At 60.4% G+C, this 25,444-nt stretch carries 28 protein-coding genes; 12 read left to right on the forward strand and 16 right to left on the reverse strand.

The window, feature by feature from the left end; translation table 11 throughout:
- Window positions 1-745: 745 nt before the first annotated feature.
- The 4 genes from HFK74_RS28990 to HFK74_RS29005 all read right to left on the reverse strand — a co-directional run bounded on the left by HFK74_RS28990 (window position 746) and on the right by HFK74_RS29005 (window position 3,109).
- Complete coding sequence (locus tag HFK74_RS28990) at window positions 746-1,183, reverse strand: DUF3995 domain-containing protein (protein ID WP_180206511.1); 438 nt, start codon at window positions 1,181-1,183, stop codon at window positions 746-748.
- A 120-nt stretch (window positions 1,184-1,303) separates the two neighbouring features.
- Window positions 1,304-2,317, reverse strand: coding sequence for an ABC transporter substrate-binding protein (locus HFK74_RS28995; protein WP_180206512.1), 1,014 nt, complete (start codon window positions 2,315-2,317; stop codon window positions 1,304-1,306).
- 118 nt (window positions 2,318-2,435) lie between these two features.
- Window positions 2,436-2,639: a hypothetical protein gene (locus HFK74_RS29000; RefSeq protein ID WP_180206513.1), complete on the reverse strand. Its 204-nt coding sequence runs from the start codon at window positions 2,637-2,639 to the stop codon at window positions 2,436-2,438.
- Window positions 2,639-3,109 carry a hypothetical protein gene (locus HFK74_RS29005; protein WP_008064261.1) on the reverse strand — a complete coding sequence of 157 codons (471 nt, stop codon included), beginning with the start codon at window positions 3,107-3,109 and terminating at the stop codon, window positions 2,639-2,641. Before HFK74_RS29005 ends, HFK74_RS29000 begins: the two co-directional genes overlap by 1 nt.
- Window positions 3,110-3,518: 409 nt before the next feature.
- On the opposite strand from HFK74_RS29005, the gene HFK74_RS33335 reads away from it, so the two are divergent.
- The 3 genes from HFK74_RS33335 (at window position 3,519) to HFK74_RS29015 (ending at window position 4,531) form a co-directional block, all read left to right on the forward strand.
- The gene (locus HFK74_RS33335) at window positions 3,519-3,767 is read left to right on the forward strand and encodes a hypothetical protein (RefSeq protein ID WP_257230459.1); all 249 of its coding nucleotides are present in this window, start codon (window positions 3,519-3,521) and stop codon (window positions 3,765-3,767) included.
- A 154-nt stretch (window positions 3,768-3,921) separates the two neighbouring features.
- Window positions 3,922-4,152: a hypothetical protein gene (locus HFK74_RS29010; protein WP_180206514.1), complete on the forward strand. Its 231-nt coding sequence runs from the start codon at window positions 3,922-3,924 to the stop codon at window positions 4,150-4,152.
- A 139-nt stretch (window positions 4,153-4,291) separates the two neighbouring features.
- Window positions 4,292-4,531 carry a DUF2789 domain-containing protein gene (locus HFK74_RS29015; RefSeq protein WP_008064247.1) on the forward strand — a complete coding sequence of 80 codons (240 nt, stop codon included), beginning with the start codon at window positions 4,292-4,294 and terminating at the stop codon, window positions 4,529-4,531.
- Window positions 4,532-4,533: 2 nt separating this feature from the next.
- Here HFK74_RS29015 and HFK74_RS29020 read toward each other — a convergent pair whose 3' ends face one another.
- From HFK74_RS29020 to HFK74_RS29030, 3 genes are all read right to left on the reverse strand, one after another.
- Window positions 4,534-4,743, reverse strand: coding sequence for a hypothetical protein (locus tag HFK74_RS29020; protein ID WP_180206515.1), 210 nt, complete (start codon window positions 4,741-4,743; stop codon window positions 4,534-4,536).
- Window positions 4,744-4,863: 120 nt separating this feature from the next.
- Window positions 4,864-6,468 carry a methyl-accepting chemotaxis protein gene (locus HFK74_RS29025; RefSeq protein WP_180206516.1) on the reverse strand — a complete coding sequence of 535 codons (1,605 nt, stop codon included), beginning with the start codon at window positions 6,466-6,468 and terminating at the stop codon, window positions 4,864-4,866.
- Between the two features lie 248 nt (window positions 6,469-6,716).
- Window positions 6,717-7,121, reverse strand: coding sequence for a TraR/DksA C4-type zinc finger protein (locus HFK74_RS29030; RefSeq protein WP_007935965.1), 405 nt, complete (start codon window positions 7,119-7,121; stop codon window positions 6,717-6,719).
- Between the two features lie 364 nt (window positions 7,122-7,485).
- On the opposite strand from HFK74_RS29030, the gene HFK74_RS29035 reads away from it, so the two are divergent.
- Window positions 7,486-8,100, forward strand: a complete 615-nt coding sequence (locus tag HFK74_RS29035) for a glutathione S-transferase (protein WP_180206517.1) — start codon at window positions 7,486-7,488, stop codon at window positions 8,098-8,100.
- A 290-nt stretch (window positions 8,101-8,390) separates the two neighbouring features.
- Here HFK74_RS29035 and HFK74_RS29040 read toward each other — a convergent pair whose 3' ends face one another.
- On the reverse strand, window positions 8,391-9,320 hold the full coding sequence (locus HFK74_RS29040; protein ID WP_180206518.1) for a hypothetical protein: 930 nt from the start codon (window positions 9,318-9,320) through the stop codon (window positions 8,391-8,393).
- Window positions 9,321-9,598: 278 nt separating this feature from the next.
- Between HFK74_RS29040 and HFK74_RS29045 the strand changes: the two genes are divergently transcribed.
- Window positions 9,599-10,282, forward strand: a complete 684-nt coding sequence (locus tag HFK74_RS29045) for a response regulator transcription factor (protein WP_180206519.1) — start codon at window positions 9,599-9,601, stop codon at window positions 10,280-10,282.
- Entirely contained in the window at window positions 10,260-11,654 is a 1,395-nt protein-coding gene (locus HFK74_RS29050; protein WP_180206520.1) for a HAMP domain-containing sensor histidine kinase, read from the forward strand. The genes HFK74_RS29045 and HFK74_RS29050 overlap by 23 nt, the downstream gene beginning before the upstream one ends.
- 125 nt (window positions 11,655-11,779) lie before the next feature.
- Here HFK74_RS29050 and HFK74_RS29055 read toward each other — a convergent pair whose 3' ends face one another.
- From HFK74_RS29055 to HFK74_RS29065, 3 genes are read right to left on the reverse strand one after another with little or no spacing between them, the layout of a single operon-like run.
- Window positions 11,780-12,190 (reverse strand): SRPBCC family protein, encoded by a 411-nt coding sequence (locus HFK74_RS29055; protein WP_180206521.1) that lies wholly within the window; start codon window positions 12,188-12,190, stop codon window positions 11,780-11,782.
- Window positions 12,191-12,218: 28 nt separating this feature from the next.
- Window positions 12,219-13,016, reverse strand: coding sequence for an SDR family NAD(P)-dependent oxidoreductase (locus tag HFK74_RS29060; protein ID WP_180206522.1), 798 nt, complete (start codon window positions 13,014-13,016; stop codon window positions 12,219-12,221).
- Window positions 13,017-13,018: 2 nt separating this feature from the next.
- Window positions 13,019-14,035, reverse strand: coding sequence for an aldo/keto reductase (locus HFK74_RS29065; protein ID WP_180206523.1), 1,017 nt, complete (start codon window positions 14,033-14,035; stop codon window positions 13,019-13,021).
- 115 nt (window positions 14,036-14,150) lie between these two features.
- On the opposite strand from HFK74_RS29065, the gene HFK74_RS29070 reads away from it, so the two are divergent.
- The 3 genes from HFK74_RS29070 to HFK74_RS29080 all read left to right on the forward strand — a co-directional run bounded on the left by HFK74_RS29070 (window position 14,151) and on the right by HFK74_RS29080 (window position 17,493).
- Entirely contained in the window at window positions 14,151-15,047 is an 897-nt protein-coding gene (locus tag HFK74_RS29070; RefSeq protein ID WP_180206524.1) for a LysR substrate-binding domain-containing protein, read from the forward strand.
- 284 nt (window positions 15,048-15,331) lie between these two features.
- The gene (locus HFK74_RS29075) at window positions 15,332-16,426 is read left to right on the forward strand and encodes an RHS repeat-associated core domain-containing protein (protein ID WP_180206525.1); all 1,095 of its coding nucleotides are present in this window, start codon (window positions 15,332-15,334) and stop codon (window positions 16,424-16,426) included.
- Window positions 16,427-16,572: 146 nt separating this feature from the next.
- Complete coding sequence (locus HFK74_RS29080) at window positions 16,573-17,493, forward strand: LysR substrate-binding domain-containing protein (protein WP_180206526.1); 921 nt, start codon at window positions 16,573-16,575, stop codon at window positions 17,491-17,493.
- Here HFK74_RS29080 and HFK74_RS29085 read toward each other — a convergent pair.
- From HFK74_RS29085 to HFK74_RS29100, 4 genes are all read right to left on the reverse strand, one after another.
- Window positions 17,414-18,007, reverse strand: a complete 594-nt coding sequence (locus HFK74_RS29085; RefSeq protein WP_180206527.1) for a DinB family protein — start codon at window positions 18,005-18,007, stop codon at window positions 17,414-17,416. The genes HFK74_RS29080 and HFK74_RS29085 overlap by 80 nt on opposite strands.
- Before the next feature lie 200 nt (window positions 18,008-18,207).
- Window positions 18,208-19,314, reverse strand: a complete 1,107-nt coding sequence (locus HFK74_RS29090) for an NAD(P)/FAD-dependent oxidoreductase (protein WP_180206528.1) — start codon at window positions 19,312-19,314, stop codon at window positions 18,208-18,210.
- Window positions 19,314-20,627 carry an MFS transporter gene (locus HFK74_RS29095; RefSeq protein ID WP_180206529.1) on the reverse strand — a complete coding sequence of 438 codons (1,314 nt, stop codon included), beginning with the start codon at window positions 20,625-20,627 and terminating at the stop codon, window positions 19,314-19,316. The genes HFK74_RS29090 and HFK74_RS29095 overlap by 1 nt, the downstream gene beginning before the upstream one ends.
- A 279-nt stretch (window positions 20,628-20,906) precedes the next feature.
- Window positions 20,907-21,695, reverse strand: a complete 789-nt coding sequence (locus tag HFK74_RS29100; protein WP_180206530.1) for an SDR family oxidoreductase — start codon at window positions 21,693-21,695, stop codon at window positions 20,907-20,909.
- A gap of 156 nt (window positions 21,696-21,851) precedes the next feature.
- Between HFK74_RS29100 and HFK74_RS29105 the strand changes: the two genes are divergently transcribed.
- From HFK74_RS29105 to HFK74_RS29115, 3 genes are all read left to right on the forward strand, one after another.
- The gene (locus HFK74_RS29105; RefSeq protein ID WP_180206531.1) at window positions 21,852-23,018 is read left to right on the forward strand and encodes an iron-containing alcohol dehydrogenase; all 1,167 of its coding nucleotides are present in this window, start codon (window positions 21,852-21,854) and stop codon (window positions 23,016-23,018) included.
- Window positions 23,019-23,030: 12 nt separating this feature from the next.
- A complete protein-coding gene (locus HFK74_RS29110) occupies window positions 23,031-23,345 on the forward strand; it encodes an NIPSNAP family protein (protein ID WP_008054497.1) in 315 nt (104 codons plus the stop codon).
- Window positions 23,346-23,489: 144 nt separating this feature from the next.
- Window positions 23,490-24,473: a cyclase family protein gene (locus HFK74_RS29115; protein WP_180206532.1), complete on the forward strand. Its 984-nt coding sequence runs from the start codon at window positions 23,490-23,492 to the stop codon at window positions 24,471-24,473.
- Here the strand turns inward: HFK74_RS29115 and HFK74_RS29120 are convergent.
- Window positions 24,466-25,395: a LysR family transcriptional regulator gene (locus HFK74_RS29120; RefSeq protein ID WP_180206533.1), complete on the reverse strand. Its 930-nt coding sequence runs from the start codon at window positions 25,393-25,395 to the stop codon at window positions 24,466-24,468. The two genes, HFK74_RS29115 and HFK74_RS29120, sit on opposite strands and share 8 nt — an antisense overlap.
- Window positions 25,396-25,444 lie beyond the last annotated feature (49 nt).

A 25,444-nucleotide genomic window follows, 5' to 3' on the forward strand; every position in this document is an offset into this window, starting at 1 on the left:
CTTTGCCCCACCACTCGGTGCCTCGCTAGGGCTCGGCATGCCCTCACTCCGGCATTGCTCCGTGGGTCGCCGCGATGGGCCATCCATGGCCCAGCGCGGCTAAACCGGCGTCCTGCCGGTTTCCCCACTGCGCAATGCCTGCGTTCGGCCAGCGTGGTTTAACGGGGCACCCAGATCAAAAACAAAAGCGAGGCGGCCTGACAGCCGACCTGACTTTTACGGGGGTACCTGATCCCCTGTAGGAGCCAGGCTTGCCGGCGAACCAGGCGCTGCAGTGTGTCTGTTACACCGCATTATCGTTCTTCGCCGGCAAGCCTGGCTCCTACAGGGGGAAATGCGTACGGCTCCCGATCAGGTCGGCTGTCAGGCCGCCTCGCTTTGGCTGTTGATCTTGATCTGGCTTTTGATTTTCTTGCCCCATCGAGAGGCCGAGTGGAGGTTCTGCGCAGTGGCTAANNCCATGGATGGCCCATCGCGGCGACCCACGGAGCAGGACCGGAGCGAGGGTACCCCGAGCATTAGCGAGGGGCCGAACGCCAGTGGCAAGAGCCCTCGGTTACTTGGGGCTTTTCCAAGTGACTCGCTGTAAGAGCGAAACCCTAAGTGGCCGTTACCGCAGGAATGGATATGTACACCTGCAAGACAATCATCGTCTGCCAGGACGCCTTCGCCGGCAAGCCTGGCTCCTACAGTAGATCGGGGATATCCGCCCGCACCGAGACGTCAGCGTGAAGAAAAGCTGATCTTAAATCCAGGCCACCGCCAACAAACCTGCCCCCAGCACCACACACAAGGGCGAATAAACCCAAGTGTCCCAGTAGGCAAACCGCGACCCCTTGACCTCCTTGAAAAACCCCATCAGTTCCGAGTCGCCAATCGCCCGGGCAAACAGCAATAGCGCAATGGCGCTGATCATCCACTGCAACCCTCGATGATCCACCTGCGGCAGCCACCAGCCAACCCGCAAGCACACCAACAGGGCAATAATCAGCAACCCCGCCGCCACCAGCATCGTCATCCAGCCACGGGGATTGAAGGCCGGCTGCAACCGCGCACCGCCCTCCACTGGCACTTGCGGCACCACCGCCACGGCGGCCCATTCACCACCCAACGCCCAATACACGTGTACCAGAGCGATCGCCGAAATTACCGTCGCCAGCCATTGAGCCAACACGAAGGTCATGGTCTGAAATCCTTGAAAGGGATTTGAACAAACACATCCTAGTCGGCTTTTTTTGCCGTGCACGCCACGACGCCAGCGACCCGACCAACGTAACCCATGGGCCATTTTTGCAGCCGGCATCTACAGGGCGGCAGACACCTTGTCCGCGATCTCCTTGGGCAACCAGGCCTTCCAGACTTCTGGATGCGCCTTCATGAACGCTTCGGCGGCCTGACGCGGTGGCGTGTGTTTTTCACTCATGTCGGCCAGCGCGCGGTTCAACGGATCGATGGGGAAATCGACCTTGGCGAAGAACTCGGCAATCTGCGGGTACTGCTTCTGGAACGACGTGGACACGCCGATGGACAGCTTCGAAGGCAGCGAACGGGTCGGTTGCGGATTGGGGTTGTCGGCGTCGGTCAGGGTTTTCCAGGCCTGCGCATCGAAGGGCGGCTCCTCCAGCTGGATCAACTTGAAACGACCGAGCAACGGCGTGGGCGACCAGTAATAGAACAGCACCGGTTTGCCCCGGCGAATCGACGAGCTGATCTCCGCATCCAGCGCCGCGCCCGAACCGCTGCGAAAGTTTACAAAGCTGTCATCGAGCCCGTAGGCCTTGAGCTTCTGCTTGTTCACCACTTCCGAGGTCCAGCCGATGGGGCTGTTGAGGAAGCGTCCCTTGTTCGGGGCTTCCGGGTCCTTGAACACGTCCTTGTACCTGGGCAGGTCCGCGACACTGCGCAAGTCCGGTGCCTGCGCCTTGATGCCCTTGGCCGGGTCGCCCTTGATCACGTACTCCGGCACCCACCAGCCTTCGGTGGCGCCCTTGACCGTGTCGCCCAGGCTCACGACCTTGCCTTCGGCCTCCGCCTTGACCCAGACCGGGCTGCGCCCCGCCCACTCTTCGCCAATGACCTGGATGTCATTGTTGGCCAGTGCGGTCTCCAGCGTGATGGTGGTGCCCGGCAAGGTGTCGGTCGGCAGCCCATAACCTTTTTCGACGATGATCCGCAGGACATCGGTGATCAGGCTGCCGCTTTCCCAGTTGAGGTCGGCGAAGTGGATCGGTGTGCTGGCAGCCAGCACCGGAACGGGTGACGCCAACAATCCGAACGTGGCCACGACAGCGGCCAGCAACCGGCGAATGCCTTTCATGCTTGTGCACCTCGTGCTGTTCACAGCAATAGCAGGATGGCCTGGCAGAAGACCGCGAAGCCTCTGAATACTCAGTCAACTGACTGTAGTAGAGGTTCCTGCTTTCGAGGGAGGTGGATCAGTTTTCACACGTTTGCTGCAAAAGGGCCAATTCTCTCCTCACCATGCTGGCGTACGCCGCAGGTCGCAACGTGTAGATCTGCGAGGCCACCCAGTTCAGCCAGGCACCCTGCAGGACAGCCTTTTGCTCAAACAGACGCTGGGCCTCGGCTTGCGCACTGGCCTGGTGCTGCTGGTGGAAATCGGCGCGGGGCAGGTCCACTACTCACTGGCCTTGAACGTCACCAGTTCACCCTTGCGCCACTTGGCGGCCTTGCCAGTCACGGCCTTGAGGGTCTTGGTCAGGCCTTCCTGCAGCTGCTGGTGGGCGGCGAACACCGTCACCACGTTGTGGCCTTCCTTGAACAGGATGGCCTGGCCGTCGGCGGTGGTCACGAATGCGTAGTCGCCCAGGCCGTAGACGGTCAGTTTGATGTCGCGGAACTTGATTTCCAGTTTGCCGCCTTCGCGACTGGGCAACACCGACGCGCTGAAATGATCGCCGACCTTGAGTTTGAGCCCAGGTTTATCGTCCACCACCAGCGCTGACTCGGTGTCGATCTCGGCAATGTAAATGCCTTCAGCGTTCTGTTCGGTAATGTAAACGAAACGTGACTGAAACTGTTTAACCAGCTTTGCGCGCAAATCACCCAGCACAAACAAAGCATGCATATCGAGATTACTTACTGCCAAGGAAACATCCCCACATCTGAAAATGACGCCGCACGCGAAAAAAGCGCACGGCCAAAAAAGCGGCAATGCCGAGGTGAAGCCAGATAACCCGGGTTGAGATCCTGGATGAGCAGAGCGCTCATCCCTCTCGAAGCGTGAGCAGATTACTGGATGCCGCTCACATCGTCTCGCCCGGCGTTCGACAAAGGCTGAAGGAAAACGCCCTTGGAACGGCCAGAGAAATACGGACTATCAACTTTAAGGAAAAAACTCTTATAAAAAAGCACTTTTCTTACATATCGCTAGCCAGAAATTGCTTTAGATAAGCCGTGTCCACCCACCAGTGACGCTGATTCTAGAGCAGCGATGCTCACCGAGACTACCCATGACGACGTACATTACGTCGGCAAACCCAAGAAAAGGACTTCATATGTGCACACTGACACACTTTGCCCATCCCCAGGCATCTTACTCCAACACCCCACCTTCCCTGCACCCTGCGGTGTTTCTTGCTACCGAAGCCGGCCCCCGGGCCCCTTCGCCGCCACGATTTCACGTGGTCCTGGCGGGCAACGCCTTCTTTCATATCAAGGAAACTTCCACGGGGCACGTAAGAGGTTTCCGCGGCGATCATAACCAGGCCTGCGCCCTCGCCCGCGCGCTTGAGTCACGTATGTGACACTTTCGTCCCATTTTCCCTGGAAGGTTTCGTCAGGCCGGCGACTTTACCCAGCCGCCGGACTGCAACTACTGCCATACTGCCCGACCAATCAAACGCGCCTTCCCGTGGCAGGCGCGTTAAACAACAATATTTTTCATGGGATGGCCGCAACGTGACGGAATTTGATATCGGCGAGTTTTTCATCCGGGGCGAAGCCAGGGAGATCGACGGCGAGTTCCAGGCCGTGATCGTGATGCGCGCCAAGCCGCCGCTGAAAACCGTGACCTATCATCAGGTCGAGAAAGATCGCTGGTTCAAGTCCGGCGACATCGCCGCCCTCGCCGCACAACAATCGGCCAGGGATCTGAAAGCTGCCGTCGATGCGGGTGCCTTGAAAAGCTGATACGCGGATTTGCGGTCTATGCTCACTGCTGCGTTTGCACATCGTTTTCGAACTTACTGAAGCACGTCTCCCTCAGAAGTAACAGAGGCGTCCTTCATCTCTCTCATTCGACGCGACCTAGAGCTGCCAGGAGATCAAGATGGAATCACCGACCCACGACTTGAAAGGCTTGTTCGACCAACTCGGCCTGGACTCCAGTCAGAAAGCCATTGACGATTTCATTGCCAGCCACTCCCCCCTGCCCAACGACAAAAAACTCATCGATGCCGAGTTCTGGACCTCCCAACAGGCAGGCTTCCTCAAGGAACAACTGCGTGAAGATGCCGATTGGGCGCGGGTGGTCGACGACCTGAACCTGCGCATGCATCAGCGTCACTAGCCTCAGGCGCAGTGCAGGTTGCCTGGCGTTTCGGCGCGCAATTGCGCCAGCCAGGCCGCCTTGCACTCCTCGGCTTCATTGCGACTGGAATAGGCCGTGCCACGGCGTTCGCCATTGAGCAGCACCACCCAGCAGATGCTTTGCCCCAACGCCCGCAGAGTGGCGGGTACTCCGCTACCGATCATGACCGCGACATCAACTTTATTGTGCATGCTGCGCCTCGAATTCCGTTAGCAACCTAACTAATATAGGTATGGTAACGACTTCACAGGCGCGAAAACAATAACGACTTTGTACAGCTCAGTTACCAAAATTGTAACAATCCTCATCCATCATCGAGGGTTTTCCGGCTTGTAGCCCAAGCGCAAACCACCCCAATGACGCCCCTTGAGCATGATCGGCACCGACAGGTCATGCATCAGCTCGCCGGTGTCACGGGTGTAGGTTTGCAACAGCACCGCCTGCTGATGACTGCCACAGCGAATCCCCGTTCGGTCGGTGAACTTGCGTTTGCTGCGGTTGTGCTGAGTATCCCGTTGTATGTCGCCGGTCAGTGGCTGGCTGAACGCTTTGTTATGCGTCGGCACATAGCCCTGCTGGGTGCAGGCGATAGCGAACACCAGGCCTTCGTGGCGAGGCAGCAGCGGCTCCTGGATCGCCGGCAAGACCTGATCGGTGTAACGATCGAAGCGCGTGCGGTATTTGGCCGGCTGGGTATCGGGAATCGGCTGGTACTGGCGGTCGAACAGGTCTTCGAGGCTGATCTGCCCCGCATCAATGTCCGCCTCGAAACGCGCCGCAATCTGGCTCGCGCCTTCCCGGGCCAGGTCGTAGATCCGCTGATGGTAGTCATCCAGCCCGACTTCGGCGAGGCGCTCGCTGATGGTCTCGGCCTGGCCTTCCATCTGCACCGCTGCCAGGGCCAGGCGCTGGGTCTGTTGGTCACTGATCGCGAGGTCGCTGCGCATCTGCTCGATGGCGTGAAACAGGCTATCGAGTTGTTCGCGGTTGGTTTCCGCACCGCGGGCGATTTCCCCAACCTGGCTTTCGACACCGGCAGCCAGCCGGGCAATGTTGTCCAGGTGCTGGCCAGTCTGTTCGACCTGGCCGACGCCGGTGTCGAGGTCGCTGGACAGCTGGCGGATCTGCTCGACCACTTGCGCGGTGCGTTGCTGGATATCGGCCACCATGTCGCCGACTTCCCCGGTGGCCGTGGCGGTGCGCGCGGCAAGCCCGCGCACCTCATCGGCCACCACCGCGAAGCCACGACCGTGCTCACCGGCCCGCGCCGCCTCGATGGCCGCGTTCAAGGCCAGCAAGTTGGTCTGGCTGGCAATGGACTGGATCACTAGCGTGACACGTTGAATCTCGTCACTGCGCTGGCTCAGGGCTTCGATCAGCTCACGGCTGTTGTTGGCCCGCTGGCTGAGTTGGTGCATGCGCGCAATGGACTCGATCAACTCGGTACGCCCTGCCACGCCGCTTTGATGCGCTTCACTCGCGGCACTCAGGGCCTGGCGACTGAGATTTGAGGTGGCCTGCTCGGTGGCGATCATGACGTCGGCATTGCCGACGATTTGCGCTGCCGCCCCCAGTTGCGATTGCAACTTGTCGGCCAGTTGCTTGACCGAAAAGGCCACGCCCGCGGCGGACAAGGCGTTATGACTGGTGGTGTAGGACAGTTCGCGGGTCAACGCCGAGAGCGCGCTGGACGTATCGACAGGCACGGCTTGGGGGATTGCGCGCGAGCGCAGGCGCGGCAGCCAGATGATCAGCACGGCCAACGGCAGGCCAAGGTAGAGCGACCAGCCACCCAGGGTCATGCCACACAACAGCGGCACCAGGGCGATGCTTTGCAGTGTCGGCGTCAACCAGCGGTTGTTCGGCAAAAGCACGGGTGCAGGCACTGCCGCCACCCGAGATCCGTCTCTCGTCATCTTTTTCACCCCGCCACTTTCTAGTTATTGTCTTCGCATTAAACGCCAGCATAAGGCTATTATCCATGAGCCTTTAGTCGGGGACGTTGCAGCAGATCAATAGAAGTTGGGGGGGAATTTTGTAGACGTCGAAAAGCAAAGATCGCAGCCTTCGGCAGCTCCTACAGGTGTTCACTTGAACCCGTAGGAGCTGCCGAAGGCTGCGATCTTTTCCAGGCAGCCCCGGTTAATTGGGCTACCCGACAGAATCACGCCTGACGCTGGTGCTTGTCGATCTGCTCGTGACGTTCTTGAGCTTCGATGCAGTACTTGGTGGTCGGGCTGATCAGCAGGCGCTTGAGGCCGATTGGCTCGCCGCTGTCATCGCACCAGCCGAAGCTGTCTTCCTTGATGCGTTCCAGGGCTTGCTCCAACTGCGGCAGCATGCGCTGATCACGATCGATCGCGTTCACCAGCCAAGTGCGCTCTTCTTCGACAGAAGCGGCGTCAGCCGGGTCGGCCGGGGTGTCCAGGCTTTCGATGGCGATGCGGTTCTGTTCGATGCGCTCATGGGTTTCGACTTTCATGTTCTGCAACAGCTCGGAGAAAAAAGCATGTTGCTCAGCATTCATGTAGTCATCCGCCGGCATGGCCAGCAACTTGTCCTTTGTCATTGATATCTCTATAAAAAAACGTGCATTAAGGCGAATTAGGGAGCGTTGCGGCGGACCATCGAAGGTCATCGCAAAGGCGCCGTTTATACCAAGCGCCACCCGGCACTCAATTTACGAGGGGCGGCAGTCTAAGGCCGACTTGAGGCCTCAGCAACTGAAAAGACAGCGAATTTGTCCGACAAAGCCTCGAAAATGCTCTAAGACAGGCATCCAGGCGCATATCGGAGTGCGTTTATAGCAAGAAATTCAATCCTGCGAAGCTTATATGGAAGACAAACCGCTGAGCTGCATGCCCCGGTTTGCACGTCGACCGGGCTCAGCTAAGGTTGTCCCTCGCGAAATGGCTATCTCAAGGAGCGGTTATATGAAGCTGATCGGCATGCTGGATTCACCTTACGTGCGACGCGTCGCCATTTCTGCCAAACGCCTGGGCATTGCCCTGGAGCACGAATCGGTGTCGGTGTTCAGGACTTTCGAACAATTTCGGCAGATCAACCCGGTGGTCAAGGCGCCTACCCTGCTCCTGGATGACGGTGAAGTGTTGATGGATTCGACGCTGATCATCGATTACCTGGAGGCGCTGGCCGGCCCGGAGCGCAGCCTGATGCCCGCGGGTATCGAACATCGCCTGCGCTCACTGCGCCTGATTGGCCTGGCGTTGGCCGCCAGCGAAAAGTCGGTGCAGCTTTTTTATGAGCGCAACCTGCGTCCGGCGGAGATCCAGTTCCAGCCCTGGGTCGAGCGCGTCGAGGGGCAATTGGCGGCCGCCTATTCGGCGCTGGAACGGGAGCTGGAAAAGCAGCCGCTGAAAACCGATGGCTCGATTGGTCAGGATGGCATTACGCTGGCGGTGGCCTGGAGCTTTACTAATCTGGTGGTGCCGGATCAGGTGAATGTGGCGCAGTTTCCGCGGATCGCTGAATTTACCGCGTATGCCGAGGGGCTTGAGGCGTTTCTCACAACGCCGATTGATGGATGAATTTGTTGCGCCTAATCTGCCCTCTTCGCGAGCAGGTCGAAACGTCGCACCGTCGCTCCCACATTTGGAATGCATTCCTCCTGTGGGAGCGAGCCTGCTCGCGATGACGCAATCACAGCCAACATCTATGTACCTGTCCAAACAAAAACGCCGCTCCTGCCAAAGAAGGCAGAAGCGGCAGAGGCACAAGCCCCGCAAGATCAGTGCATGAACAAGGCGATCAGGATGATGATCGGGATCGGTACGCCGAGAAAGAACAACAGTAATGAACGCATGATGATTCTCCAGGGTTAACGAATCGCAGCGGTGGTGACGTAGGTGTCGGTTTCCAGATACACCACGGCATCCCGGCGACGACCGCCGAAGGTGGCGGCAAGGCTGGCGAAGAACGCACCGGCCAACAGCGCGACGAACATCCACAAGGTGGTCCAGGCGGCGACTTTGGCGGCGGTGTCAGCCGCTTGTTGCGCCGCCAGCTTGGCGTCGGCCACGGCTTTTTGCGTGCGGGCATAGACCTCGTCGACACGACGTTCGGCGTCTGCCTGCGTCATGTTGGTCCGCTGCGCCACCAGTTGCGCCAGGTAGGTGCGATCTTCAGCAGACAACTGGCCGTCTTTCAGGGAGCGCACGAAAATGCGCGTCACAGCGCCTCGGGCGGCATCATCGCTGACGGCGGCCGGTTGGTCAGTACGAAACAGGCTGTCGATGTAATACCCATACTGATCGCTGTCAGTGTTGGCTGCCGCGGTGCCCGCCGCGGCTGTCATGGCCGTGGCGGCGCCACCGGCAACCTGCGCCCCGGCCTGAACGCCACCGCTGACAATGCTGCTGACTGAACCCGCCACCAGCGTGGCCGTCACCAGCGTCGCTACGCACCAGGCCAGAAAGCCGTGGGCGGTGTCGCGGAAGTAAACTTCATCGCCATGCATATAGGCCCACTTCACCCGCAGCCGACCGGCAATATAGCCGCCGGCCCCGGAAGCGACGATTTGCGTGACAGCCAGCCAGACAATCGTCGAGATGCCCAGGCCCTTGGCGCTCATACCTTCATTGGCCCACGGCGAAACCGCCGAGAACCCGAGGCCAAATCCGAGCAGCACCAGGATCAGCGACAACGCCGCCGCAGCCGCGGCCCCGGCGAAGATCGCCCCCCAGGACACGCCCGACGCCGCACTCAACTCTTCGGTGACGGGATAGAAACCCTCAGAGGATCTATTCATTGTTATATCGCTCCAGGCAGAAAGATGGTGTTACAAGTCTCGAAGGAGCAATTGCAGTCAGCGTGCCAGTCGCGGTTTTTTAATAAATGCTGCGCTTTCAGCGGCTTAGAAAGTTTGAACTTCCCGGACCCATGCAATTTGCAACGAAAGGGTGGCCACAGCGGGTTTTATGCATTGACCAACACTGGATTTGTCCATGAACTTTTATTTAGTCAGCGGTCGATCATTTCTTGGCAAAATGGCCCACCACGTTGTGAATACCTAATCAGGCCAGCCTTATGACCCGCATCTTGACCATCGAAGACGACGCCGTGACCGCCCGGGAAATTGTCGCCGAACTGAGCAGCCACGGCCTCGACGTCGACTGGGTCGACAATGGCCGCGAGGGACTGGAACGTGCGGTCAGCGGCAACTATGACCTGATCACCCTCGACCGCATGCTGCCCGAACTCGATGGCCTGGCAATCGTCACCACGTTGCGCACCATGGGCGTGGCCACGCCTATCCTGATGATCAGCGCCCTCTCGGATGTCGACGAGCGCGTGCGCGGCTTACGTGCCGGGGGCGACGATTACCTGACCAAACCCTTTGCCACCGATGAAATGGCCGCCCGGGTCGAAGTCCTGCTGCGCCGGCAGAACAACGTGACGGCCCAGGCCACTACGCTGCGGGTGGCGGACCTGGAGCTGAACCTGATCAGCCATGAAGCCAGCCGAAACGGCGAATTGCTCACGCTGCTGCCCACCGAATACAAACTGCTGGAATTCCTGATGCGCAACACCGGGCAGATCCTCTCGCGGATGATGATTTTCGAAGAGGTCTGGGGTTATCACTTCGACCCCGGCACCAACCTGATCGACGTGCACATCGGTCGCCTGCGCAAGAAAATCGACCCACCTGGCAATGTTCCATTGATTCGAACCGTACGAGGCTCGGGTTATGTCATTGCCGAACCCGTCTAAAGGCTGGCGCTCTTCCACCAGTCGTTTGCTGGCGCTCTACAGTGCGCTATTCGTGGCCTGGAGCGGGATTCTCATGGGGGTCATGTACTACGAGGTGTCCGCTTACCTCGACAACCTGGCCAAGCATTCGCTGATGCAACGCCAGCATCTGTTTTCACACTTCCAGGGCGATCAACTGACGGACGCCCTCGCCGTCAGCATGACCTTCGACATTCGCGGCATCGACGCCTATGGCCTGTTCGATGCCGAGCACCGTTACCTCAGCGGCGCCCTGCGCCACATTCCAAAAGGCCTGCCGCTGGACGGCAAGATTCACATGCTCAACGATTGCGCCGAGTCCGACGACCCGACCCTGCCCATCGACAGCTGCGACGCCGTGGCCACCCAGACAAGGGATGGCCGCTGGCTGATCCTGGTGCGGGACAACGGTTCGTTGTTTGCCGTGACCCGGATCATCCTGCATGCCTTGTTCTGGGGCGTGACCCTGACCATCCTGCCGGGCATCGTCGGTTGGCACCTGTTGCGCCGCCGGCCGCTGCGACGGATTCGCGCGATCCAGGGCAGCGCCGAAGCCATCGTCGCCGGTGACCTGACCCGGCGCCTGCCGCTGTCCAACCGCCGCGATGAACTGGACATGCTGGCCGCCATCGTCAACGCCATGCTCGAGCGCATCGAGCGTTTGATGAACGAGGTCAAGGGCGTGTGCGACAACATCGCCCATGATCTGCGCACCCCGCTGACCCGCCTGCGCGCGCAGCTTTACCGCATGCAGCAACAGGCCGGCGAAGGGTCGACGCAAGCGACGCAACTGGATGCGGTGCTGGCCGAGGCCGACACCCTGATGGCGCGTTTTCGCGGGTTGCTGCGGATCTCCGAACTGGAGGATCGCCAGCGCCGGTCCGGTTTCGTCCAGCTCGACCCGGTGTCGTTGCTGCAGGAACTGCATGAGTTTTATCTGCCGCTGGCCGAGGACGATGGCCTGACGTTCGAACTGCAACTGCCCGCATCGCTGCCTTCGCTCAATGGCGACCGCGCCTTGCTGTTCGAAGCGGTGGCCAATCTGCTGAGCAACTCGATCAAATTCACCCCACCCGGTGGCCAGGTGATTTTGCGTGGGGTCAATGAGAACGGGCATACCCGCATCGAAGTGCACGACACCGGTCCCGGTATTCCGGAGGCTGAACGCGAGGCGGTGTTCCAGCGTTTCTATCGCGCCGAGGCGGGCAATCTTAAAAGCGGTTTCGGCTTGGGGCTGTCGATCGTCGCGGCGATTGTCAGCCTGCACGGGTTTGCGCTGGAGGTGGGGACGAGCGAATTGGGCGGGGCGCGGTTGGTGCTCGATTGCCGGGAGAGTTTGATTACCCCCTCATGATCGTTCCCACGCTCTGCGTGGGAATGCCTCAAGGGACGCTCCGCGTTCCAGCTTGCGAAAGGGACGCGGAGCGTCCCGGGCTGCATTCCCACGCGGAGCGTGGGAACGATCATCTGTGGTGTTTATCAGGCTGGGTAGTTGGCCCGCAGTGCCTCAAGCCCACCCTGATAGATCCCGGTAAACAACGCCACCACTTCCTCGTCACTCACCCCCACCGGCTCAAACCGCCCGGACCAGGTCACCCGGGCGCCCTGCCCCTGCGCTTCAACGCGGATCGTCGCCAGATAATCAGTGGCCGGAAACGGCGCCTGCAGGATCGAGTAACTGTAGGTCTTGCCATCGTTGTCGAACGCTTGCAGACGCTCGACTACCACCGCGCCGTCCGCCGTCTGCAAGCTGCGCACTCGCCCTCCTTCGCTGAGTTCGCTCTTGGGAATGAACGGCAGCCAGTCCGGCAGCGAATTGAAACCGCCGATCAATTGCCAGACCTGATCGGCCGAAGCCGGAATGTCGATGGATGCTGAGGTTGTTGCCATGAAAAATAGACTCCAGATTGAAAAAGGTTCAGATGGCCAGGCTGTCGACGACGCCGCCGTCGACCCGCAAGGCTGCGCCGGTGGTGGCCGAGGATAAAGGCGAAGCGATGTACGCCACCAGGTTTGCCACCTCCTCGACATCCGCCACGCGCTGGATGATCGAGCTCGGCCGGGCTTTGCGCACGAACGCGTCGGCTTCTTCCCGGACGCTGCGTCCGGAAGCGGCGATGGCATCCTTGAGCATTTCCTCCACACCGTCGGTGAGGGTCGGTCCCGGCAGGATCGAATTGACCGTCACCCCGGTGCCCGCCAGGCGCTTGGCCAGGCCATGGGACACGGCCAGGTTGGCGCTTTTGGTCACGCCGTAGTTGATCATCTCGGCGGGGATCGCCACGCCGGATTCCGAAGACAGGAAAATCACCCGGCCCCAGCCCTGCTTGACCATGTCCGGCACGTAATGCCGGGCCAGGCGCACACCGGAGATCACGTTGACTTCATAGAAGCGTGTCCACTCGCTGTCCGGGGTCTCGAAGAAGTCCACATCGTTGTAGATCCCGAGGTTGTTCACCAGCACGTCGGCGCGGGGTTCGGCGGCGAACAGTTTTTCCGCGCCTTCAGCCGTACCCAGGTCGGCGGTCAGCCCGCGCAGTTGAGCATCGGGCACTTGCTGACGAATGCTCGCCAGCGCCTGCTCGACCTTGGCCGTATCGCGGCCGATCACCACCACCGTGGCGCCGCATTCGGCCAGCGCCTTGCTGATCCCCAGGCCAATGCCCGCCGTGCTGCCGCTGACAACCGCCAGTTTTCCACTCAGATCGATTTTCATGCTCAAGCTCCAATGATGGGTAATGGGGCACGCTCGGAGACCAGCTTCGCGTCACGCAGTGCCTGCCAGAAAGCGGCGGGAATCACCTCGGACAATGCGGCGACATCTTCGGCAATCCGCTCGGGACGGCTGGCACCTGGAATCGCCGCCGCCACCGCCGGGTTGGCCAGGGAGAACTGCAAGGCAGCCGCTTTGATGCTGACACCGTGGGCAGCGGCGATGCGCTTGATCTGCTCGACTTTATTGATGATCTGCGGGCTGGCCTTCTGGTATTCGAAGTGCGCGCCACCGGCCAGGATCCCCGAGCTGTACGGACCGCCGACCACGATCTCGACGTTCTGCGCCAATGCCGCGTCCATCAGGCGCTGCAAGGCACGATCATGGTCGAGCAGAGTGTAGCGGCCCGCCAGCAGAAAGCCGTCCGGCTGCGCTTCGCTCAAGTCCAGGGTCAGTTCGCACGGCTCGACCTTGTTCACGCCCAGGCCCCAGCCCTTGATCACGCCCTCTTCACGCAGGCGGGTCAGCACTTTGAACGCACCGGTACGCGCCTGGTTGAAGTACTCCAGCCATTGATCGCCGTAGAAGTCCTGGGCGATGTCGTGCACCCAGACGATGTCCAGGCGATCGGTTTGCAAACGCTTGAGGCTGTCTTCGATCGAGCGCAGGGTCGCATCGGCGCTGTAGTCGTTGACGATCTTGTTCGGCAGACCGTGTTCGAACACCCCGCTCTTCTCGCCCAGATCACGGGCGGCGGCGTCTTCGACTTCGTCGAGAATCACCCGGCCGACCTTGCTGCTCAGTACATAGTCATCGCGGTTGTAGCGCGACAGTGCCTGGCCCAGGCGAATTTCCGACAGGCCCGAACCGTAGAACGGCGCGGTATCGAAGTAACGCACCCCGGCATCCCACGCGGCGTGCACGGTGGCTTGCGCTTCTTCCTCGGGAATGGCGCGGAACATGTTGCCCAAGGGTGCAGTACCGAAACCCAGCGCGCCGGGCAGTTTGTCTTTCAAGCTCATATCTAAATCCTCGTCAGTTCAGAGGTCATTGGCTGACCGTTGAGCAGATCCTAGATTGCGACCATCGGACCGTCCAAGACATAATGTGCAGCACTTGAGTCCCTAGAGGTCTGACATGATCGACATCCGCCAATTGCGCTACTTCGTCGCCGTCGCCGAGGAAGAACACGTCGGTCGCGCCGCCGAGCGCCTGCACATTTCCCAATCGCCCCTGAGCAGGCAGATCGCCCAGCTCGAAGAACGCCTGGGCCTGACCCTGTTCGAGCGCAGCCAGCAACGCATCCGCCTGACCCGCGACGGCCAGACCTTCCTCGCCGAAACCCGCGCCTTGCTGACCCACGCCAATCGCCTGGAATCTCTCGGCAAACGCCTCGGTCGCGGCGAGGAAGGCGGCCTGTGCATCGGCTACATCGAAAACGCCATGCACGCCGGCGTCCTGCCCAATGCCTTGCGCGTACTGCGCAGCGACCGGCCGAACGTGCACGTCGCGCTGTACAACCTGAGCTCCAGTGAACAACTCGAAGGTCTGCGACAGCGTAGTCTGGATATCGCCCTGGTCAGTGAACCGCCGACCGATGACGACCCTGACCTGCTGGGCTTCCAGGTGCTGGACGACCCGATGTTGCTGGCCCTGCCCGAACATCACCCGCTGGCCAGCCAGGCGCAACTGACCGCCGCCGACCTCGCCGAACAGGAGTGGATCGGCGTGCAGCACCAAAATGTCACCGGCCGCGAGTACTTCGTCAGCGCCTGCATCCGCGCAGGCTTCACCCCGGATATCCGCATGGAAGCCACCGGCCCCTTCACGGCAATGGCGCTGGTGGCCTCGGGGCTGGGCATTGCCATGATCCAGAAAGGCTTGAGCCGCAACGCACCGCCGGGCGTGGTGCTGCGGGAAGTGCCGTGGATTCCACTGACCAGACCGCTGTGGGCGGCGTGGCATCGGATCAATTTGCGGCCGTTGGTGGAGACGTTCAGGAAGGTGCTGACGGAGTCAGAATCCAGCACATGACAATGTGGGAGATTCTGTGGTTCGCGGATGTACGCGTTCCCTGTAGGAGCGATGCTTGCTCGCGATGGTCGTGAACGATAACGCGGCCGGTCTGAATGATCGCGTCGTTCGGACCTCCATCGCGAGCAAGCATCGCTCCTACAGGGGAATGCATTCAAATGTGGACGAGCCCAGCTTTCTGCAGGGAACATCGAGCAAAAAACCTAGCAGTTCTGATAGTTCCAACACACAGCGCATAAGCCAATACTAAGCGTCTGCCTGTTGGACCTTTGGAGCACTCTCCCATGCCATCGTCACACCAGTCCCTGCTATGCCAGTATCGCTACGACGCCCTTGACCGGCTGATCAACCATGCTCCAGCGAACGAAGCACAGCATCAGCGTTTCTATTGCAAAAGCCGCCTTGCGACCGAGATACAAGGAGCACTTCGCCATTCCATCGTTCAGAATGGCGAGTTGTTGCTGGCACAACAGCAAACTTCGGGTAGTACACTCGACACCACGTTGCTGGCCACCGATCAGCAGCGTTCGGTGTTGCACGTAGTTTCCAAAGCGGATCAAAAGCCAAAATCCATCACCTATTCACCCTATGGTCACCGCGGTACTGAAAATGGGCTGCTGAGTTTGTTGGGCTTTAATGGCCAGCGACCAGATCCGATAACCGGGCATTATCTGTTGGGAAATGGGTATCGAGCGTTTAACCCAGTATTGATGCGTTTTAACAGTCCGGACAGTTTGAGTCCGTTTGGGAAAGGTGGGTTGAATGCATATACGTACTGCTCGGGGGACCCGATCAATTTAAGCGATCCGACCGGGCACACACCTGGAGCATTTGGATTAATATCAACATTCAATCAATCCAAAAAAACTACAACACAATGGTTGAAAAAAACAGCTAAAAGATCTTCCACACCAAGAATAGAAAACCCGCAATTATCCGCGTACACAAAACTGCAAAACCGCTTCACACCAGAAGACCTCTTGAGTGAACACGTGACACACAAAAACAAGGAAAAAGAATTAGGAAAAAAACTAATAAAAACAATCTCAAATTCGAAAGATTTTAGAAAATTAAAAAGCAATCACGAATACGTATTCGTACTTTCAGATCAAGGCAAGTTTCTAATTGCCGCTCCATACAAGGCAACATCAAAAAGTGGCAGCGTCGCCCAGCTACATGCAACTTCACACGCCGTATTAGCCGATCTTAGCGGCGCCAATATCATTAGTGCTGGACACATACAAACCAAGACAATGCCAAACATCACGATAGAAAACTTCTCAGGACATTTCCATCCCCCTAGCGAAACACTAGGGCCTGCTGTAAAACTTCTAGAACAACTCGGCGCCAACATCATCGAAGTAATTAGACTGGGTTAGATCCTCCACACTATTAATTTGAGATTCACACCCCATTAGTTAAGGATAAGTTCCTTGCACAATGGAGCTGAGTAGACCAAAAAACGCCGTTCGCCTTAGGGTTTGATGCTTTACTGAAAAGACCCCAAACCCAGCGAGCCTGCACCATGAACCGCAACGACCTGCGCCGCGTGGACATGAACCTGTTGGTGATTTTCGAAACGCTGATGTTCGAGAAGAACCTGACCCGGGCCGGGGAAAAACTGTTCCTCGGCCAGCCCGCCGTCAGTGCAGCCCTCGCCCGGTTGCGCGATTTGTTCGATGACCCGTTGCTGGTGCGCAACGGGCGGGTGCTGGAGCCGACGCCGCGGGCGCTGGTGATTCTCAAGGAGCTGCAACCGGCGATGGACACCATTTCCGGGGCGGTGAGCCGGGCCAAGGATTTCGACCCGTCCGTCAGCCGCGATGTGTTTCGCATCGGCCTGTCCGACGATGCCGAGTTCGGCCTGTTTCCGCCGCTGCTCAAGCAGATTCGCGAAGAGGCGCAGAACGTCGTGGTGGTGGTGCGCCGGGTCAATTACCTGTTGATGTCGTCGATGCTGGCCAGCGGTGAGATTTCCGTCGGCATCAGCTACACCACGGAGCTGCCGGCCAACGCCAAGCGCAGGAAGCTCCGGGACCTGAGTGTCAAGGTGCTGCGCGGCGATGACCGGCCTGGCCCTCTAACCCTGGATCAATTCTGCGAGCGTCCCCACGCGTTGGTGTCGTTTTCCGGGGACTTGAGCGGCGCCATCGACAATGACCTGGCGCGCATCGGCCGCTCCCGCCGCGTGGTGCTGGCTGTACCGCAGTTCTCGGGCCTGCGCGCCTTGCTGGCGGGCACCGACATGCTGGCCTCGGTGCCCGATTACGCCGCCTGCGCGCTGATCGAAGGCAGCAGCCAGTTGCGTGCCGACGACCCGCCGTTCGAGATCGTGCCGTCGGAACTGTCCATGGTCTGGAACGGCGTCAACGATAACGATCCGGCAGAACGTTGGTTGCGCTCGCGAATAGTGGAGCACATGTCAGCCCCACTGCCGGGGCATTGAGCGCGTTGAAGTGCGGGTCGGTCTCGCGCAGGTAGATCGGCATGTCCGTCATCGGCGGCATGGCCGGGATTTCGAAATACATCTGGATCACCCAGCCACGGTGATAGCTGGCGTGGTTGACCACGTGCATCAACATCGCGCCGGCGCTCATGGTGCCGCTTTCGCCGGAAACGAAAGTGAACCTCAAGGGTTTGTCCAGCGAGGCATCGGTTTGCCGCGCGCTCCAGTTGCAGTACCAGCGATCCACGTCCTGTTGCGCCAGGCGCAGCACCGCCAGCTCAGGGTGCACCAGGTCATAGGAAGTCTTGAAGCCGTGCCCTCGGCCTTCGAGGTGAGCCTGCCAAATACGGTCCACCACATAGATGTGATTGAGCGTGCCGATCATGTTCTTGAAGACTCCGGCGCGTTCTTTTTCGACTTCGCCGGGTGGCAGTTGCGCCAGGTTGTCGAAGAGGCGCTGGTTGGCCCATTGTTTGTAATCGGTAAGCATGCGGGCAGTGCGTACGTTGATCATCAGATGTCTCCGATGGCGAAGAGCACATCCTCCAAGGATAGCGCTATCTGCGCGTTGCGGCGCGGGTACTGATTATCGGTCGCCCACCCCTCCCCTGCACTTGTGGCGAGGGGATTTATCCCCGTTGGATTTGCAGGAATCACGACTGCTTCGCAGCCGAACGGGGATAAATCCCCTCACCACAAAATCTTGCTCGGCCGTTACCTATCCAGCGCACCCGTCACACGCTCGGCCAACGCCAGGCAACTGGTCAGGCCCGGCGATTCGATGCCGAACAGATTGACCAGCCCCGGCACCCCATGCTCGGCCGGACCGCTGATGCGAAAGTCCGCGGCCGGCTCGTTCGGGCCGCTGATTTTCGGGCGAATGCCGCTGTAGGCCGGTTGCAGGCTGTCATTCGGCAAGCCCGGCCAGTAGCGCCGGATGGCTGCGTAAAAGCCGTCGGCCCGGGCTGGATCCACCCGGTAGTCAACCCTGTCGACCCATTCCACATCCGGCCCGAAACGCGCTTGGCCACCGAGGTCGAGGGTCATGTGCACGCCCAGCCCGGCGCTTTCCGGCGCCGGGTACACCAGGTGGCGGAACGGCGCGCGGCCGCTGAAGCTGAAATAGCTGCCCTTGCACAATCGCGCCTTGGGAACGTATTGCCCTGGCAGGCCGGCGATGCGGCTCGCCACTTCCGGCGCGGACAATCCCGCACAGTTGATCAGCTCGCGGCAGCTCAAGGTCATGGGCTCGACACCGCCCATGTGCAACTCGAAACCCTGTTCGCTGCAACGGGCCGACAACAACGGCGTATGCAAGGCCAGCGACGCGCCCCAGGCCTCGGCATCGGCCTGCAGCGCCAGCATCAGGCCATGGGAGTCGACGATGCCGGTGGACGCCGACCACAGCGCGGCAACACAGGACAACTCAGGTTCCAGCCCCCGCGCCTGACCGGCCTCCAGCCATTGCAGGTCATCGACGCCATTGCGCCGGCCCTGCTCCAGCAAACCCTGCAACGCCACACGCTGCGCATCGTCGGTGGCGACGATCAACTTGCCCAGCCTTTGATAATTGACGCCGCGCTCGTCGCAGAAAGCGTAAAGGCGTTGCTTGCCCTCCACGCACAACTGCGCCTTGAGACTTCCGCTCGGATAATAGATACCGGCGTGGATCACCTCGGAATTGCGCGAGCTGACGCCCACCCCAATCCCTTCGCCGGCCTCGACCAGGATCACTTCGCGCCCGCCCATGGCCATGGCCCTGGCCACTGCCAGCCCGACCACACCGGCCCCGACCACCACGCAGTCGACATCAACGCTCATCACACCAGCCCTCGCTCCCGGTAATCGATCAGGCTGGAGAATATCGCCAGCAGCATGGCCATGACCACGAAGAAGATCAGCACCAGGAAATACGAGCCGGTGAACTGCACGATCAAGCCGATCAGGATCGGCACGATCACCCCGGCCATGTTGCCGCAGAAGTTCATGGTGCCGGCCAGCACACCGGTCTTCGACGTGCCGCCGAGGATCGACGGAATGCACCAGTACATGCCGCACCAGCGAATGAAAAACATCGCCACGCACAGCAGGCCGATCGCCTGGCTGGCCTCGGAGGCGTAAGCCGTTCCCAGCATGCAGAGTGCCGCGACCAGCGCCGAACCGCTGAACATGCTGCGCATCACCAGGTTGGGCGAGGCGCCGCTGGATTTCCATTTATCCCCCAGGTAGCCGCCGACCAGTTCGCCGACGAAGCCGCACATGAAGATCAGGAACGTCGCGCCGCCCATGCCGGAAATGTTCAGGCCGTGGGTCTGGTGCAGGTAGCTCGGCATCCAGGTCAGCAGGCCGTAGAACACGCTGAGGATGCAGCAGTAACCGGCGAACATCGCCAGCACCGAACGGTCCTTGAGCAGTTCCTTGAACGCAATGCTGGTGACCGCGCCGGGCTGGCTGACCGTGGCGTTGCCCTCGGTGATGTGCGCCAGTTCCGCGGCATTGACGCCGGGGTGTTCGCTGGGGTGGTTGCGGATGTACTTCCAGGCCAGCACACCGGCGAGCATGGTGCCGACCCCGGCGATCACGAAGGCGATGCGCCAGGAGTCAAACCAGCCGATCAGCCCGGCAATGATGATCGCACCGAAGGCACTGCCCAGCGGCGCACCGCCGTCGACCAGTACCGCGCCGCGCCCGCGTTCATTGGGCGTCAGCCAGGCGCCGTTGAGCTTGGCGCCGGCGGGCATGATCGGCGACTCGGCGATGCCCAGGCCCATGCGGGTGAGCAACAGGGTGATCCAGTTATGCGCCCCGGCCGCCAGGGCCTGGAACGCCCCCCAGGCCACCGTCGCGACGACGATGACACGGCGGGTGTGGAAGCGGTCCAGCAACATCCCGCCGGGGATCTGCATCAAGGCGTAGGACCAGAAAAACGCGCTGAGCATCAGGCCCTCGAGGGCCGGCGGGATCTGGAACTCGCTGGAAATCAGCGGCAACGCCACCGACAGCGAAGCGCGGTCGATGTAGTTGATCGCGGTCAGCAACAACATGATGAGGAAAATTCGCCAGCGCACGTTGGTGGCGCGCATCGTTGCGTTTGCGGCTGGCAACGCCAGGCTTTCGGCACTCGGATTGTTCATGTGGGGCGCTCTTATTGTTGTGGATACGAGCAGCCCAATGCCTGTCAGTTAAGGTTTGAAATCCACAATCCACTGTAGGAGCGAGCCTGCTCGCGATGGCGGCAGCACATTCAACATCTATGTGACTGACCTACCGCTATCGCGAGCAGGCTCGCTCCTACAGGTTCAGCTTTTTGACTGACTGGCATCAGGCAAGCGGCCCCACTCTAATCACGCCCCCGAGTGCTGAATAATGATGGGATCTGATTGGGGGATCACCAACGGTCATCCCCCCTGCGATCAGAACGTACCTGGGTAACTACCACCATCGAGCAACAGGTTCTGCCCGGTGAGAAAACCGGCTTGGGCGCTGCAAATGAACGCGCAATAAGCACCGAATTCATCGGGCTGGCCGAAGCGCTGGGCCGGGACGTTTTTACGTCGTTGCTCGGCGATGCTTTCGACGCTGGTGCCCTTGGCCTCGGCGGCGGCATTGAGGGTCTTGTGCAAGCGTTCGGTCTCGAACGGTCCCGGCAGCAGGTTGTTGACGGTGACGTTGTTGCCGGCCAAGCGGGCCTGGCGTGCCAGCCCGGCGATGAAACCGGTCAAGCCACTGCGGGCGCCGTTGGACAAGCCCAACACATCGATCGGTGCCTTCACGGCGCCTGAGGTGATGTTGACGATGCGCCCGAAACCACGCTCGGCCATGCCGTCGACACAGGCCTTGATCAGCTCGATGGGCGTGAGCATGTTGGCATCCAGCGCCTTGAGCCAGTCTTCGCGCTGCCAGTCGCGAAAATCCCCCGGTGGCGGCCCGCCGGCGTTGTTGACCAGGATATCCACCTGCGGACACGCCGCCAGCACCTGTGCCTGCACCTCAGATGTGCTGATGTCCCCGGCTACGGTTCGCACTGCAATGTTCGGCGCCAAAGAGCGCAGTTCAATGGCCGCCGCCTGCAACGTTTCGTCGCCACGGGCGTTGATCACCAGGTTCACGCCCTCCTTCGCCAAGGCCCGCGCACAGGCCAGGCCCAAGCCCTTGCTGGCGGCGCAGACAATGGCCCAGCGCCCCGAAATACCCAAATCCATGACGATGCTCCCGACTGTTCAAAGCGCTCACGTTACCACCGCGTACCCGCCACTCGGGGGATGACAAAGGGTGATCGCTGGATCAGGTCTTTTCATTATCGACAGGCGGCGGTGCTCATTACTGTTTCTGGACCCAATAAGAAACCGGAGACTCCTATGAACCCGTTCCAGTTCTATTTCCCCACGACCCTGAAAAGCGGCAACGGCCTGGTGCGCCAGGCCGGCGCGTTGCTCAAGCCCCATGTTGGAAAAAAACTGCTAGTGGTCACCGACGAAGGCTTGATGGCGTCGGGGGTGATGGAGAGTTTTTTCGCCTCGCTGGCCGGGAGTGACATTGGCTTTGAGGTGTTCGCCGGCGTCGAACCCAACCCCACCACGGATGTGCTGGAGCGCGCCGTGGCCTTCCTGAAAAACCACGAATGCGACGCCGTGATCGGCGTGGGTGGCGGCAGCAGCATCGACACCGCCAAGGGTGTCGCGGCCATGGCCACCAACCCGGGCAACATCCTCGACTATGAAGGCTACGACAAACTGCTGCACCCGCCCCTGCCGATCTTTGCCATTCCCACCACCTCGGGCACCGGCAGCGAGTGCACGGCGTCCACGGTATTCACCAACACCAAAACCCTGTTCAAGACCGTGATCATCAGCCCGGCACTGTTTCCAAAACTGGCGATTCTCGACGCTGAACTGACCCTAAAGCTGCCGCCGTCGATTACTGCCGCTACCGGCATGGACGCCCTGACCCACGCCATCGAATCCTACGTATCGAAGCAGGCCAATCCGGTCAGCCAGGCCTTGGCCCTGCAGGCGATCAAGATGATCTGCACCCACCTTCCAAAAGCCTTTTTCAGTGGCTCTGACCTGTACGCCCGGGAGCAAATGCTGCTCGGTTCATTCCTCGCCGGGGTCGCGTTCGCCCAATCGAAACTGGGCAACGTGCATGCGATCTCCCACACCTTCGGTGGAGTGTTCAACATCCCCCACGGCATCGCCAACGCCACGCTGCTGCCCTACGTCATCGAATACAACCTGCCGGCCTGCCCGGAGCTGTTCCGCGACATCGCCCTGGCCATGGGTGAGGACGTCAGCGGCCTGAGCCCCGCCCGTGCCGGGCACAAGGTGGTGGAGCACGTGATGGCGCTGAACAAGGCCATCGGCATTCCCGACAACATCAAGGACCTGGGCGTGGACCTGGACTACATGCCGCAAATGGTCAGCGACTCGATGCGCAGCGGCAACGTGCTGGTCAACCCGCGCCTGACCCGTGCTGCCGACGTCGAGCGAATCATCGGCAACGCCTTCCACGGCATTCATTCCTGAGAGAGAAACCCCATGTTCTACGAGATGCGCACCTACACCCTGCAGATCGGCAAGATGCAAACCTACCTCAAGCACTTCGAGGAAAACGGCCTGCCGGTGATCTCCCGCTACGCCACGCTGGTGGGCTGGTGGTACACCGAAATCGGCGAGTTGAACCAGGTGATTCACATCTGGGCCTACGAGAGCCTGGACGAGCGCATCAAGAAACGCGCCGCGCTGTACCAGGACCCCGACTGGCTCGAAGGCTTCGTGCCGATCGCCTTCCCCATGCTGGAAAAGATGGAATCGAAGCTGCTGATGCCGGCGCAGTTTTCGCCGATCAAATAGTTCCTGAATCCACCTCCCCTGTAGGAGCGAGCCTGCTCGCGATGGCGGTGTGTCAGACACCATTGATGTGCCTGAGACACCGCCATCGCGAGCAGGCTCACTCCTACAGGGACTGCGCAATCCGCTCGAACAAGGACAGATCCCATGTGCGACCACAACACCAATAACACCGCCGCCGACCGCTCTCCCGACATCAAGGCCTTGCTCGAAGGCCTGCCCACCAACTGGGGCAAATGGGGACCGGACGATGAAGTCGGCGCCCTGAATTACCTGCAAAGCGCCGAGATCCTGCGCGGTATCGCCGCCGTGCGCCAGGGCAAGACCTTCACCCTGCAAGTGCAGATCGGCCATCCCAAGGGTGAACCGCTGTGGCCCGGCCGGCGTCCGTCGATGCGGGTCAACGTGCTGGACAAAGGCCACTTCCTGGCCGGCAAGACCCACTTCGACGGGCACGTCGAATACGCCGACGACGTGATTTTCATGCACCTGCAAGGCTCGACCCAATACGACGCCCTCGGCCACGTCTGGCACGACAACAAACTGTGGAACGGCTACGACGCCATGAGCACCATCGGTGGCATGGACAAGGCCAGCATCCTGCCGATTGCCGAGCGCGGGATTGTCGGGCGCGCGGTGCTGATCGACATGGCCCGCCATCGCGGCAAAGCGGTGCTGGACAAGGGCGAAACCTTCAATCACCTCGACCTGCTGGCCGCTGCGAAAGCCCAGGGTATCGAGATCCACAAACGCGACATCCTGATCATCCGCACCGGCTGGATCGGTTCGTTCTATGAACGTGAGCCGGAGGAGTTCTACAAGGATTTCGCCGAGCCGGGCCTGACCTTCAGCCGTGAACTGGTGGAGTGGTTTCACCAGATGGAAATCCCCAACCTGGTGACCGATACCATGGCCAACGAAGTGGCGGTCGACCCGGCCACAGGGGTGTTGATCCCGCTGCACAACGCCTTGATGCGCAACCTTGGCGTGACCTTCACCGAAGTCGCGATGCTCGATGACTTGGCCAGCGATTGCGCCGAAGACGGTCAGTGGCAGTTCCTCTACACCGCCGCACCGCTGAAGATCGTGGGCGGTACGGGAGCACCGGTGAACCCGATCGTCATCAAGTAAGCAGATCTCGCTGCAATTCGTTGATCAGCAGGGTCGCCGCCGGAGACAGATCGGCGCCGACCCGGCTGATCACGCCATAGGGCTCGATCAGCGCACGCATGGACACCGGCAGCTTCACCAGCAACTCGTGTTGTTCGCAGAACTCGGCCACTTCCACCGGGATCACTGCCAGCAACGTCGGGTCCTGTTGCACCAGCAAAATGGTGGCGAAGGTCGACGAGGTTTCCAGCGGATACCGCGGAATCTCCAGTCCCGCCTCGTTCAGTTCGCGCTCCAGGGCCTGGCGCATCGGCATGTCCTTGGGATAGACCACCCAGCGGTAATCGCTCAATTGCGCCAGCTGCAGCGACTCGGCACTGGCCAGCGGATGATCCTTGCTGGCAACCACGGCCAACGGCTCTTCGCTCAGCTCGATGCAGTCATAGGCATCAGAGCGCTGGCCGACACTGGTCCGACAGATCGCCAGGTCCAGGCGCCCCTGATCCAGCAGCCCGAGCAAAGTCGCGCTGGTGTTTTCCACCAGCTCCACCGACAGCTCCGGTTGCTTGAGCCGCAACTCGGTCAGGGCCCGGGTCAGCAACGGCACTGCGCCCATGATCACCCCCACCGACAACCGTCCGCCCTGCCCCTGCATGATGCTGAGCATTTCTTCGCGCAGATGCTCCACATCGCTGTAGATCAGCCGCGCATAACGAATCATGCAACGCCCCATTTCATTGGCCACCAGGCCCTTGGGCTGGCGTTCGAACAAGGGCATGCCGAGCAATGACTCGACCTCATGCAGGGCCTTGGTGGCGCCGGACTGGGAAATCGAAATCTGCTCGGCGGCCTTATGCAGGGAGCCGCGGTCATCCAGCGCGATCAACAAGCGCAGTTGCTTGAGGCGCAAGCGTGAAGCGATGCTGCCAAGGGAAGGAACCATATCGGTGTGTACTCGATTCAATGTGCAATCCATCAAGGCCCACGCCAGC

Source organism: Pseudomonas sp. SbOxS1 (assembly GCF_013416725.1).
Taxonomy (GTDB): domain Bacteria; phylum Pseudomonadota; class Gammaproteobacteria; order Pseudomonadales; family Pseudomonadaceae; genus Aquipseudomonas.

Coding starts and splice junctions, on each gene's coding strand:
- HFK74_RS28990 (WP_180206511.1), bottom strand. CDS start 1,183: ATGACCTTCGTGTTGGCTCAATGGCTGGCGACGGTAATTTCGGCGATC.
- HFK74_RS28995 (WP_180206512.1), bottom strand. CDS start 2,317: ATGAAAGGCATTCGCCGGTTGCTGGCCGCTGTCGTGGCCACGTTCGGA.
- HFK74_RS33335 (WP_257230459.1), top strand. CDS start 3,519: ATGTGCACACTGACACACTTTGCCCATCCCCAGGCATCTTACTCCAAC.
- HFK74_RS29015 (WP_008064247.1), top strand. CDS start 4,292: ATGGAATCACCGACCCACGACTTGAAAGGCTTGTTCGACCAACTCGGC.
- HFK74_RS29020 (WP_180206515.1), bottom strand. CDS start 4,743: ATGCACAATAAAGTTGATGTCGCGGTCATGATCGGTAGCGGAGTACCC.
- HFK74_RS29025 (WP_180206516.1), bottom strand. CDS start 6,468: ATGACGAGAGACGGATCTCGGGTGGCGGCAGTGCCTGCACCCGTGCTT.
- HFK74_RS29030 (WP_007935965.1), bottom strand. CDS start 7,121: ATGACAAAGGACAAGTTGCTGGCCATGCCGGCGGATGACTACATGAAT.
- HFK74_RS29035 (WP_180206517.1), top strand. CDS start 7,486: ATGAAGCTGATCGGCATGCTGGATTCACCTTACGTGCGACGCGTCGCC.
- HFK74_RS29040 (WP_180206518.1), bottom strand. CDS start 9,320: ATGAATAGATCCTCTGAGGGTTTCTATCCCGTCACCGAAGAGTTGAGT.
- HFK74_RS29045 (WP_180206519.1), top strand. CDS start 9,599: ATGACCCGCATCTTGACCATCGAAGACGACGCCGTGACCGCCCGGGAA.
- HFK74_RS29050 (WP_180206520.1), top strand. CDS start 10,260: ATGTCATTGCCGAACCCGTCTAAAGGCTGGCGCTCTTCCACCAGTCGT.
- HFK74_RS29055 (WP_180206521.1), bottom strand. CDS start 12,190: ATGGCAACAACCTCAGCATCCATCGACATTCCGGCTTCGGCCGATCAG.
- HFK74_RS29060 (WP_180206522.1), bottom strand. CDS start 13,016: ATGAAAATCGATCTGAGTGGAAAACTGGCGGTTGTCAGCGGCAGCACG.
- HFK74_RS29065 (WP_180206523.1), bottom strand. CDS start 14,035: ATGAGCTTGAAAGACAAACTGCCCGGCGCGCTGGGTTTCGGTACTGCA.
- HFK74_RS29070 (WP_180206524.1), top strand. CDS start 14,151: ATGATCGACATCCGCCAATTGCGCTACTTCGTCGCCGTCGCCGAGGAA.
- HFK74_RS29075 (WP_180206525.1), top strand. CDS start 15,332: ATGCCATCGTCACACCAGTCCCTGCTATGCCAGTATCGCTACGACGCC.
- HFK74_RS29080 (WP_180206526.1), top strand. CDS start 16,573: ATGAACCGCAACGACCTGCGCCGCGTGGACATGAACCTGTTGGTGATT.
- HFK74_RS29085 (WP_180206527.1), bottom strand. CDS start 18,007: ATGATCAACGTACGCACTGCCCGCATGCTTACCGATTACAAACAATGG.
- HFK74_RS29090 (WP_180206528.1), bottom strand. CDS start 19,314: ATGAGCGTTGATGTCGACTGCGTGGTGGTCGGGGCCGGTGTGGTCGGG.
- HFK74_RS29095 (WP_180206529.1), bottom strand. CDS start 20,627: ATGAACAATCCGAGTGCCGAAAGCCTGGCGTTGCCAGCCGCAAACGCA.
- HFK74_RS29100 (WP_180206530.1), bottom strand. CDS start 21,695: ATGGATTTGGGTATTTCGGGGCGCTGGGCCATTGTCTGCGCCGCCAGC.
- HFK74_RS29105 (WP_180206531.1), top strand. CDS start 21,852: ATGAACCCGTTCCAGTTCTATTTCCCCACGACCCTGAAAAGCGGCAAC.
- HFK74_RS29110 (WP_008054497.1), top strand. CDS start 23,031: ATGTTCTACGAGATGCGCACCTACACCCTGCAGATCGGCAAGATGCAA.
- HFK74_RS29115 (WP_180206532.1), top strand. CDS start 23,490: ATGTGCGACCACAACACCAATAACACCGCCGCCGACCGCTCTCCCGAC.
- HFK74_RS29120 (WP_180206533.1), bottom strand. CDS start 25,395: ATGGTTCCTTCCCTTGGCAGCATCGCTTCACGCTTGCGCCTCAAGCAA.